This window comes from Mycobacterium sp. SMC-4, assembly GCF_050205565.1.
In the GTDB taxonomy this organism is placed as follows: domain Bacteria; phylum Actinomycetota; class Actinomycetes; order Mycobacteriales; family Mycobacteriaceae; genus Mycobacterium.
Map to the genome: position 1 here is coordinate 17,436 of NZ_JBNMQU010000003.1, position 9,508 is coordinate 26,943.

12 protein-coding genes are annotated in these 9,508 nt (G+C 67.5%); 9 read left to right on the top strand and 3 right to left on the bottom strand.

Annotated elements, in window-relative coordinates; genetic code table 11:
• Nucleotides 1-35 precede the first annotated feature (35 nt).
• The 5 genes from pdxH (at nucleotide 36) to ACQI46_RS06860 (ending at nucleotide 4,862) form a co-directional block, all read left to right on the top strand.
• Entirely contained in the window at nucleotides 36-692 is a 657-nt protein-coding gene (pdxH, locus tag ACQI46_RS06840) for a pyridoxamine 5'-phosphate oxidase (protein WP_427093227.1), read from the top strand.
• Nucleotides 693-792: 100 nt separating this feature from the next.
• Nucleotides 793-1,443 (top strand): TetR family transcriptional regulator, encoded by a 651-nt coding sequence (locus ACQI46_RS06845; protein ID WP_427093228.1) that lies wholly within the window; start codon nucleotides 793-795, stop codon nucleotides 1,441-1,443.
• 104 nt (nucleotides 1,444-1,547) lie between these two features.
• The gene (locus ACQI46_RS06850; RefSeq protein ID WP_427093229.1) at nucleotides 1,548-2,852 is read left to right on the top strand and encodes a citrate synthase; all 1,305 of its coding nucleotides are present in this window, start codon (nucleotides 1,548-1,550) and stop codon (nucleotides 2,850-2,852) included.
• Nucleotides 2,853-3,016: 164 nt separating this feature from the next.
• The gene (locus ACQI46_RS06855; protein ID WP_427093575.1) at nucleotides 3,017-4,453 is read left to right on the top strand and encodes an MFS transporter; all 1,437 of its coding nucleotides are present in this window, start codon (nucleotides 3,017-3,019) and stop codon (nucleotides 4,451-4,453) included.
• Entirely contained in the window at nucleotides 4,443-4,862 is a 420-nt protein-coding gene (locus ACQI46_RS06860; RefSeq protein WP_427093230.1) for a MarR family winged helix-turn-helix transcriptional regulator, read from the top strand. The genes ACQI46_RS06855 and ACQI46_RS06860 overlap by 11 nt, the downstream gene beginning before the upstream one ends.
• Here ACQI46_RS06860 and ACQI46_RS06865 read toward each other — a convergent pair.
• Together ACQI46_RS06865 and ACQI46_RS06870 are read right to left on the bottom strand one after the other, a co-directional pair.
• Nucleotides 4,859-6,400: a phytoene desaturase family protein gene (locus ACQI46_RS06865; RefSeq protein ID WP_427093231.1), complete on the bottom strand. Its 1,542-nt coding sequence runs from the start codon at nucleotides 6,398-6,400 to the stop codon at nucleotides 4,859-4,861. The genes ACQI46_RS06860 and ACQI46_RS06865 overlap by 4 nt on opposite strands.
• A gap of 7 nt (nucleotides 6,401-6,407) precedes the next feature.
• The gene (locus ACQI46_RS06870; RefSeq protein ID WP_427093232.1) at nucleotides 6,408-6,848 is read right to left on the bottom strand and encodes a hypothetical protein; all 441 of its coding nucleotides are present in this window, start codon (nucleotides 6,846-6,848) and stop codon (nucleotides 6,408-6,410) included.
• A gap of 210 nt (nucleotides 6,849-7,058) precedes the next feature.
• On the opposite strand from ACQI46_RS06870, the gene ACQI46_RS06875 reads away from it, so the two are divergent.
• Genes ACQI46_RS06875 through ACQI46_RS06890 form a run of 4 tightly spaced genes read left to right on the top strand, consistent with a single transcriptional unit; the run spans nucleotide 7,059 to nucleotide 9,204 of the window.
• Complete coding sequence (locus tag ACQI46_RS06875; RefSeq protein ID WP_427093576.1) at nucleotides 7,059-7,715, top strand: MspA family porin; 657 nt, start codon at nucleotides 7,059-7,061, stop codon at nucleotides 7,713-7,715.
• A gap of 1 nt (nucleotide 7,716) precedes the next feature.
• A complete protein-coding gene (locus tag ACQI46_RS06880) occupies nucleotides 7,717-8,409 on the top strand; it encodes an MspA family porin (protein WP_427093233.1) in 693 nt (230 codons plus the stop codon).
• Between the two features lies 1 nt (nucleotide 8,410).
• Nucleotides 8,411-8,920 carry a hypothetical protein gene (locus ACQI46_RS06885; RefSeq protein ID WP_427093234.1) on the top strand — a complete coding sequence of 170 codons (510 nt, stop codon included), beginning with the start codon at nucleotides 8,411-8,413 and terminating at the stop codon, nucleotides 8,918-8,920.
• Between the two features lie 8 nt (nucleotides 8,921-8,928).
• Complete coding sequence (locus ACQI46_RS06890; RefSeq protein ID WP_427093235.1) at nucleotides 8,929-9,204, top strand: hypothetical protein; 276 nt, start codon at nucleotides 8,929-8,931, stop codon at nucleotides 9,202-9,204.
• Between the two features lie 3 nt (nucleotides 9,205-9,207).
• Here the strand turns inward: ACQI46_RS06890 and ACQI46_RS06895 are convergent, their stop codons facing one another.
• Nucleotides 9,208-9,456 (bottom strand): DUF2630 family protein, encoded by a 249-nt coding sequence (locus ACQI46_RS06895; RefSeq protein ID WP_427093236.1) that lies wholly within the window; start codon nucleotides 9,454-9,456, stop codon nucleotides 9,208-9,210.
• Between the last annotated feature and the right edge of the window lie 52 nt (nucleotides 9,457-9,508).

Sequence of the window (9,508 nt, forward strand, 5' to 3'; positions counted from 1 at the left end):
CCAGATTGTCGCACCGCATCACCTAGCGTTGTTGCGTGGACACCTCAGATGACCTGGCACGGATGCGGGTGGAGTACGGATCGGCGGAAAAGGACGGCAGCGTCGACCTCGATGCCGACTGGCTCGCCGACGGCTGGGTGGCGCTGCTGAACAGGTGGATCGCCGATGCTGTCGCGGCCGGCCTGTCCGAACCCAACGCCATGGTCCTGGGCACGGTGGACCAGGACGGTCGACCGTGCACCCGCAGTGTGCTGTGCAAGAGCGTCGAGGAGTCGGGCATCTCGTTCTACACCAACTACGACTCGGACAAGGGTCGGCAGCTGGCCGCGGTGCCCTATGCGTCGGCGACTTTCCCGTGGTTCGGGCTGGGCCGGCAGGTGCACGTACGCGGTCCGGTGACCAAGGTGGCTCCGGAGGTGACGGCGGCGTACTGGTCCAAACGCCCCCGCGGCTCCCAGCTGGGTGCCTGGGCGTCGGCGCAGAGCGCGCCGATCGCGTCCCGCGCCGCTCTGCTCGACCAGCTGGCCGAGGTCACTGCCCGCTTCGCCGACGTGGACGACGTCCCCGTCCCGCCGGGGTGGGGTGGCTATGTGATCGGTGCCGAGGTGGTCGAGTTCTGGCAGGGCCGCGAGAACCGCGTGCACAATCGCATCCGTGTGCGGGGGACTGTGGTGGAGCGGCTGCAGCCGTAGTTGCTGACGGAAAATCGTTCCCGGCCATGGCCTCGGCCGACGCTGCGCGTTCCTGCCGGTTTCTCATTATTTTCCCAGTCTGGCGGGATAGCATCCGGGAGTGGTTGAAGTTCGGGGGGACCGCACGCTCGGTTTGCGGGAGCGGAAGAAGCGGCAGACGCGCGCCTTGTTGCTGAGCGCGGCGGTGGAGCTCTGCGAACGGCAGGGTTTCGACCGCACGACCGTCGACCAGATCGCGGCGGTCGCCAATGTGTCGCCGCGGACATTCAGTCGGTATTTCCCTACCAAAGAGGCCATCGCGCTGGCCCTGATCGACGACGTGCTCGCCATCGTTGCCACCGAACTGGCCCGCCAGCCCTTGGATGTGAATCCTTACGAAGCGCTCCGACGGGCCTACATCGAAGCGGCCACAGCCTGCCGGACGGGCCGGCCGGGTGCGTTGCCGGCGGCCCGCCTGCTGCAGATCCTGCGCATCGTGATCACGTCAACGACGTTGCGCCAGGCCGCCGTCGAGTACCGGGCCAACGCCGTGGACAAGGTGTTGGCGCACCGCTTGGGCCTGACCCTCACCGATCGCCGGATCAAGCTCGTCGCGGCGGTGTCGGGAGCGGTGCTGATGACCGCTCTGGAGAGCATCGCCTACGACCTGCCGAGCGCGGCGGCGATGACCATGGACGACGTGATCGATGCGTTCGAGGCCACATATGTGCAATTCACGAGTGAAATCGTGGGTATCGGGCAACCCGTCTGACCGTCTGGCGCACCCCCGCGGGCGTGCCGGCGGGAATGGGACTACCTTCTGTAGTCAGACTCCGAGAGATCGCGTTGGACCTACAGACACCTGAAGGGATCGCAGTGGCCGATAACGCCGAAGCCGGGCAGGAGCACGCCACCCTGAAGTACCCCGGTGGAGAGCTCGAACTCGACATCGTCAAAGCAACCGAAGGGGCCCACGGCATCGCGCTGGGTTCCATGCTGGCGAAGAGCGGCTTTACGACCTTCGACGGCGGCTTCGTCAACACCGCGTCGACCAAGAGTGCGATCACCTACATCGACGGTGACGCCGGCATCTTGCGGTACCGCGGCTACCCGATCGAGCAGCTCGCCGAGAAGTCGACGTTCATCGAGGTCAGCTACCTGCTGATCTACGGCGAACTGCCCACCGCCGAGCAGCTCGAGGACTTCACCACCAAGATCCAGCGCCACACGTTGCTGCATGAAGACCTCAAGCGGTTCTTCGACGGCTTCCCGCGCAACGCACATCCGATGCCGGTGCTCTCCAGCGCGGTCAACGCCCTGAGCGCCTACTACCAGGACTCGCTGGACCCGTTCGATCCTCAGCAGGTCGAGCTGTCCACGATCCGTCTGCTGGCAAAGCTGCCGACCATCGCGGCGTATGCGTACAAGAAGTCCGAGGGGCAGCCGTTCCTGTATCCGGACAACTCGTTCACGCTGGTGGAGAACTTCCTGCGGATGACGTTCGGTCTGCCGGCCGAGCCTTACGAGGTCGATCCCGAGATCGTCCGTGCGCTGGACATGCTGTTCATCCTGCATGCCGACCACGAGCAGAACTGCTCGACCTCGACGGTGCGTCTGGTCGGGTCGTCGCAGGCCAACCTGTTCACGTCGGTGTCCGGCGGCATCAACGCGCTGTGGGGTCCGCTGCACGGCGGCGCCAACCAGGCCGTGCTGGAGATGCTGGAGAAGATCCGCGCGGGTGACGACGACGTCGCGACGTTCGTCAAGAAGGTCAAGAACCGCGAGGACAACGTCAAGCTGATGGGCTTCGGCCACCGCGTCTACAAGAACTACGACCCGCGGGCGCGCATCGTCAAGGAGCAGGCCGACAAGATCCTCGGCAAGATCGGCGTCAAGGACGAGCTGCTCGACATCGCGAAGGAACTCGAAGAGATCGCGCTGACCGATGACTTCTTCATCGAGCGCAAGCTCTACCCGAACGTCGACTACTACACCGGCGTGATCTACCGGGCCATGGGCTTCCCGACGCGGATGTTCACCGTGCTGTTCGCGCTGGGTCGCCTGCCGGGCTGGATCGCGCACTGGCGTGAGATGCACGGCGAGCCGAACAAGATCGGCCGCCCGCGCCAGATCTACACCGGCTACACCGAGCGTGACTACGCGGACCTGAAGTCCCGCTGAACTCCCCGCTGACTCGTCCCGCGAGGGCGCGTGTCTGTCGGCAGACGCGCCGCCCCGCGTGCGCATTTTCCGCGCGCTCGCACGCGTCGAATGTCACAGTCCTGTCCCTTGCCCAGGAACAGTTGTAGTTTCACAATCGTCGGGTGACTGATCCCGTCGGCGCGATGACGACACGGCGCAAGGCGATCATCCTGGCGTCCTGTTGTCTGAGCCTGCTCATCGTGTCGATGGATGCCACCATCGTCAACGTCGCCATCCCGGCGATCCGCGACGACCTGAACGCGTCGCCCTCGCAGTTGCAGTGGGTCGTCGACGTCTACACCCTGGTGCTCGCATCCCTGCTGATCCTGGCAGGTGCCACAGGCGACCGATTCGGGCGACGACGGGTCTTCCAGATCGGGCTGACGACCTTCGCCTTCGGCTCGTTGCTGTGCAGCCTCGCCCCCGACATGGAGACCCTGATCCTCGCGCGGCTCCTGCAGGCCGTGGGCGGCTCCATGATGAATCCCGTCGCGCTGTCCATCGTCTCGCAGGTCTTCACCGGCCCGGTGGAACGGGCGCGCGCCCTGGGCATCTGGGGTTCGGTGGTCGGCATCTCCATGGCGTTCGGACCGATCGTCGGTGGCTTCCTGATCGAGTTCGTCAGCTGGCGGGCGGTGTTCTGGATCAACCTGCCGATCTGCGCGACCGCGATCATCCTCACCGCACTGTTCGTCCCCGAGTCCAAGTCGGCGACGATGCGCAACATCGATCCGATCGGCCAGGTGCTGGCGGTGCTGTTCCTCTTCGGCATGGTGTTCACGTTGATCGAGGGCCCGGTGCTGGGGTGGACCAACCCGCGCACGCTGACCGCGGCCGTCGTCGCGGCGGTCGCGTTCGGATTGTTCGTGCGCTACGAGTCCCGTCGGCACGACCCGTTCATCGACCTCCGGTTCTTCCGCAGCATCCCGTTCAGCTCGGCGACGGTGACCGCGATCTCGGCGTTCGCCGGGTGGGGCGCGTTCCTGTTCATGATGTCGCTGTACCTGCAAGGGGAACGCGGATACTCGGCCATGCAGACCGGTCTGATCTACCTGCCGATCGCCCTCGGCGCGCTGCTGTTCTCACCGCTGTCGGGCCGGATGGTCGGCCGGTTCGGGGCGCGGCCGTCGCTGCTGATCGCGGGCGTGCTGATCACGACGGCGGCGGGCATGCTGACCTTCCTGACCTCCACCACCCCGATCTGGGCGCTGCTGGTGGTGTTCGCGGTCTTCGGCGTCGGCTTCTCGATGGTCAATGCGCCGATCACCAACGCCGCGGTGAGCGGGATGCCGCTGGAACGCGCCGGTGCCGCGTCGGCGGTGACGTCCACCAGCAGACAGATCGGCGTGAGTATCGGTGTGGCACTGTGCGGTTCGGTGGCCGGTGGGGCGCTGGCAGGCACCACGACGGACTTCGCCGACGCCGCCCGACCGCTGTGGTTTGTCTGCGTCGCTCTGGGCCTGGTGATCACCGTGCTGGCGCTGTTCTCCACATCGGGTCGCGCGCTGCGCTCTGCCGAGCGGCTGGCGCCGCTGATCTCCGGCGACCCCTCGATGCGAGGAGCGTCCCGTGCCGCATGACGCCGTCGCCGACCAGGTGTGGCGTGACCTTGTCGCGCTGGTCGTGGAGCACCGCGACGGCTGGAAGCGGGCGGTCATCGCTCGTTCGGGATTGCCGTTCAGCCGGATCCGCATCCTGAAGCGGTTGAGCCGTGCACCGATGACGGTCAAGGAACTCGCGGTCGCAGCCACCATCGATGCGCCGGCGGCGACGGTGGCGGTCAACGCTCTCGAGGAACGGGGACTGGTTGTGCGTCAGGTGGATCCGCGCAACCGGCGGTGCAAACAGGTCTCACTGACCGACGCCGGCCACGCGGTCGTGCACGCGATCGACGAAGTGTACGACCCGGCGCCGGACGTGTTCTCCGCGCTGGACGCCGACGATCTGGCGGCTCTGCAGCGCATCCTGCAGAAGCTGACCGGACGCTAACTCTCCAGCGCGGCCATTGCCGCGTTGTGGCCGCCGATCCCCGAGACGCCGCCACCCCGTCGAGACCCCGATCCGCACAACAGGATTCGCTCATGCGGTGTGGCGACTCCCCAGCGCTGAGCAGGTGTGGTCAGCGGTTCGTCGTCCTCGGCGAACGGCCACCGCAACTCGCCATGGAAGATGTGGCCGTGCGTCATCCCCAACGTGTGCTCGAGGTCGCCGGTCGTCTTGGTTTCGATGCACGGACGCCCCGCCGGGTCGGCGAGAATGACGTCCTCGATGGGTTCAGCCAGAACGGAATTCAGCGACGCCAGCACCGCGGAGGTGAGGTCTTCGCGAAGTTGGCCGGGTTGGTGTGACGCGGTCAGCGAGTGCGGCGTGTGCAGACCGAACACCGTGAGCGTCTTGGCGCCGTTCGCGCGCAGGTCCTCCGACAGGATTGTCGGATCGGTCACCGAGTGGCAGTAGATTTCGCAGGGGAGGGGATCAGGGATGCGGCCGTCGGCGGCCTGCAGGTAGGCGGTGTCGAGTTGGCCGAACGTTTCGTTGATGTGGAAGGTCCCGCCGAAAGCCTGCTCGACGCTTATCGTTTCGTCTCTCAGCCGCGGCAGGCGGCGCAACAACAGGTTGACTTTGACCTGCGAGCCGACGGCGAGTTCCGGTTCGGTGTCGCCGAGCATGCGGGCCAGCGCCACGGGCGTCACGTTCGACAAGATCTGTTCGCAGGTGACGCGATGCTCCTCGGCGCCGCGTCGGTAGCGCACCTCGCCGTCCGGGTCGATGGCGTAGACGTCGGCGCCGGTGACGATTTCGGCGCCGAACCGCGTGGCCGCGGCCGCCAGCGCGCCACTGACGGTGCCCATGCCGCCCACCGGTACATCCCAGTGGCCGGTTCCGCCGCCGATCACGTGGTACAGGAAGCACGTGTTCTGTACGAGTGACGCGTCGTCCAGTCGGGCGAACGTCCCGATCAGCGCGTCGGTGGCCATGACGCCGCGCACCACGTCGTGATCGACGGCCCGGGTGATCGCGTGCCCGATCGGTTCCTCGACCAGCGTGCGCCACGCGGTGTCGTCGGCCACCAGGGCGCGCATCTGGCTGCGCGTCGTCAACGGCGCCAGCATCGTCGGCCACACGCGCGCCGCGAGAGCGCCGTACCGGCGGTAGAACTCGGCGAACCGTGCCTCGTCATCAGCAGCGCCGATCGCGCCGAACGTCGATGACGGGCCCACCAGCAGGCCGGTGCGGCCACCGTCGGACGGGTCGGGCGTGTACGACGAATAGCGGCGGCGCACCAGAGAGACCCGGGCGCCCAGGTCGTCGACGATGCGCCGGGGCAGCAGGCTGACCAGATACGAATAGCGCGACAGCCGCGCGTCGACTCCGTCGAAGGTATGCGCCGATACCGCCGCGCCACCGACCCGGTCGAGCCGTTCGAGCACCTGTACCCGGCGGCCGGCGCGGGCCAGGTACGCCGCGGCGACCAGACCGTTGTGCCCGCCGCCGACGATGACGACGTCGAAGTCGGTGTGCCGCATGCCGTCGCTACGCCCGGGTTCCCGCTTCGGCGCAGGCCTTCTGCACCGCTTCGGTGTCCGCGTTGATCCGGGTCGCGTTGTCGTTGAACCGGTCGACGTCGACCCGCAACCCCATGAGCACGATCAGCTTGGTCGCACCGAGCGCCCAGGAGCGCATCGGTGCCGCGATCTGCGGAGCGAGTCCGGGCGTGCGCGACGCACCCAGAGCGACGCTGACGGCCTCACGCAGGCCGGTGCGGCCGTAGGTGTTGCTCGACGACACGATGGGGTCGGCATAGTTCGGCCGGACTTCGCCCAACGCCAGGGCGTTGGCGAAATCGGAGTAGCTCACCGAAGCCAGGTCGAGCGCGCGCGCGAACTCGGTACACGCGGTGGCGGCTTCGGGCGCAGCCTCGGCGGGTTGGGCCGACGCGGGTGCTGCCGGCAGCCCGATGACGGACAGGGCCATGGCGACGACGAGCGCGCGGTTGCCGGTGATCGCTGCCTCCCCTCGATGGCTCCACAGGACGAGTGACAGCAGATCACACCGATGCGGCCGGCGAATAGATTTACCCCCACGAAACCCTGGCGTGTGTGTTCCGTCTCCGTATCTCGCGAACAACCCGTATCCTTAGCACCTCAAAGGAATTGGCGTGTCGGAAGGCGCTGGTACATGCGAATATTGTCGGTCGTCCTGGTTACGGCCGGTGTGCTGGCTACCTTCGGGGCGTCGCCGCACGGGGTGGCGCAGCCGGCGCCGGAGACCGATCCGGTGGCCGCCGAGGCGGCGCCGTCGCCCCCGTCGGCCGTGCCGTCGTCGCCGCCGGGATACCTGAAAACCCCGGACGGCTGGGAGTTGACGGTGGCCGCCAAGGACGAGACCCATCAACCGGTCGCCCCGCTGACCACCGCACTCACCTCCCGCGAATACCTGGTGGGTGGAACCTTCACCGGCACGGTCACCGGCGCGGGAAGCACCGAACTGTCCGGCGGTGATCTCGTCGTCGGCTACCGCATCGGGTGCGGCATCGTCGGCGGCCCGGTGGAGTTGTTGGGCAGCGTGGGCGCCAATCCGCGGCTCAGTATCGACCCGGCCGTCGAGTTCCCGGTGAACGGTCAGATCAAGGTGAACCTGCGGCCGGGCACCGTCACCCTGGTCCCGGTCGGGGAGAAGCGGTTCAAGGGTGACCAAGCGCGGGTCACCGTGACCGGGTTCCGGGTGCGGGTGGACGGTTGTGTCGGCCAGTCGTTCCTGCAGTCGTATGCGACGTTCACCAGTTCGACCGCGGATACCTCGGACATCGTCACCTACGCCGGTCACGTCACGGTGGTGTGAGATGTCGCTGAGCGCACGAACACTGACCCTCGCGGCCGTCGTCTGTCTCCTCGGTGCGCCTGCCGCGCCGGCCGCATCGGCCCAGCCGGACCCGGGCCCACAGCCCGACACCTCGGTGCAGGCGGTGGCCGGAGCGGCGCCGCCACCGGACGGCGCGGTACCGTCCGGTCCGCCCGGAACCGTCGTCACCCCGGACGGTTGGGAGATCACGGTGGCCGGACGCGACGAGGTCCAGGTCGCGGTGACGCCGTTGACGACGGCCCTGTCCTCTCGCGAGTACCTCGTCGCTGGGACCTTCACCGGGAGCGTAAAAGGCACGGGCAGCAGCGAATTGAGCGGTGGAACGCTCGAAGTGGGTTACCAGATCGGCTGCGGTATCAGCCTCAACGTCGTGAAGCTGAACGGCTCGGTGGGGTTGACGCCGTCGCTGAATGCGCTGGGTGTCCTGGACTCCACCCGCTTTCCGGTGAGCGCGCAGATCGAGGTGTTCCCGCAACCCGGTGAGGTCGTCACCGTCCAGGTCACGCAGAAGAGCTTCACGGGCACCGACCCCAGGGTCACCGTCAAGGACGCCCACATCAAGATCGACGGCTGCGTGGGTCAGTCGTTCCTCCGGTCGTACGCGATCCTGACCAGCTCGACCGACACCGCAGACGACATCGTCGCCTACTACGGCGTCCCGAAAGCGGTGTGACATGGCGCCGACCGGGAGGCTGGTCCTCCTGATCCCGCTGTGCGGACTGCTGTTCGCGGCGCCCACAGCTACGGCCCAACCCCCACCTCCGGTTGTCCCGGCACCCGCGCCGGCGCCCGCCCACCCACTTCTCCCGTTGGCGCAGAGCGGGTCACCCGCCGGTGTGGCCGGCCTGCCGCCGCACCTCGGTCCGGGAAGCGAGCTCCTGCTCGGTCAGCATGCCCAACCCTCCGTGCCCGGGGCGACGCTGGCGATTCCGCCGAACCTGAGCGCGCTGAACAACCAGTATCTGCTGCCGCAGAACCTCGTCCCGTCCGCGCCCGGCGAAGGCACGCTGTTCGGGGTAGCGCCAGGTCAGGAGAACGCGGAGGTTCGGGGCATCGACTACATGCGGCGGCTGTGGGAGATGTACCAGGCCGGTGGACTCGAGGGCGGATTGCTCGGGCAACGGCCGGTCGAGACGGTCAACCAGCCGCATCCACCTGCGGTGCCGCCCGCTCCGGGCGCATGATGGACCGCATGGCTCCGACCGCGCGAGGGACCACCGCGCTGCTGGCGGTGTGTGCATGGATGGCGTCGGCCGCCGTTGCGGGCGCGACACCACAAGCGGGATCTCAGTCGCCCGCCGACACGATGCGCGAGCTCACCGATCAGGGCTTCACCGTTCACGTCAACTGGGTTGCCGGCACCCCGTCGAACATCCCGCTGTCCCAGTGCACCGTCACCAGCATCGACACCTCGGCCCCGCCGGCGGCATACGTGTCGATCAGCTGTCCGCCGGACGGCTCGCAGTAGCGGTCAGTTCAGGTAGCCCTCGACCTCGTCGGGTGGACGCAGCTGCGCCTCGCGCGGGTCAGCTCCGGCATCTCGCAGGGCGCGACGTTGCCGCAACAGATCCCAGCACTGATCGAGCTGGACCTCGACGGCGCGTAGCCGCCGGTGTTCCTCGGACTCGTCGATCTCGCCGTGCTGCAGTTTGGACCGCAGCTCCTGCTCTTCGGCGACCAACTTGTTCACCCGGTCGAGAATGTCTTCGTCTTTCACCACACCTCAGTCTGCCCCGGTACCGGTCGATCGACACCTGCAAAATGGCGGCAAC

Bases quoted from the DNA above. Each gene is read 5' to 3' on its own strand.
- ACQI46_RS06885 (WP_427093234.1), top strand. From the start codon at position 8,411: ATGGCGCCGACCGGGAGGCTGGTCCTCCTGATCCCGCTGTGCGGACTG.
- ACQI46_RS06865 (WP_427093231.1), bottom strand. From the start codon at position 6,400: ATGCGGCACACCGACTTCGACGTCGTCATCGTCGGCGGCGGGCACAAC.
- ACQI46_RS06870 (WP_427093232.1), bottom strand. From the start codon at position 6,848: ATGGCCCTGTCCGTCATCGGGCTGCCGGCAGCACCCGCGTCGGCCCAA.
- ACQI46_RS06855 (WP_427093575.1), top strand. From the start codon at position 3,017: ATGACGACACGGCGCAAGGCGATCATCCTGGCGTCCTGTTGTCTGAGC.
- ACQI46_RS06890 (WP_427093235.1), top strand. From the start codon at position 8,929: ATGGCTCCGACCGCGCGAGGGACCACCGCGCTGCTGGCGGTGTGTGCA.
- ACQI46_RS06880 (WP_427093233.1), top strand. From the start codon at position 7,717: ATGTCGCTGAGCGCACGAACACTGACCCTCGCGGCCGTCGTCTGTCTC.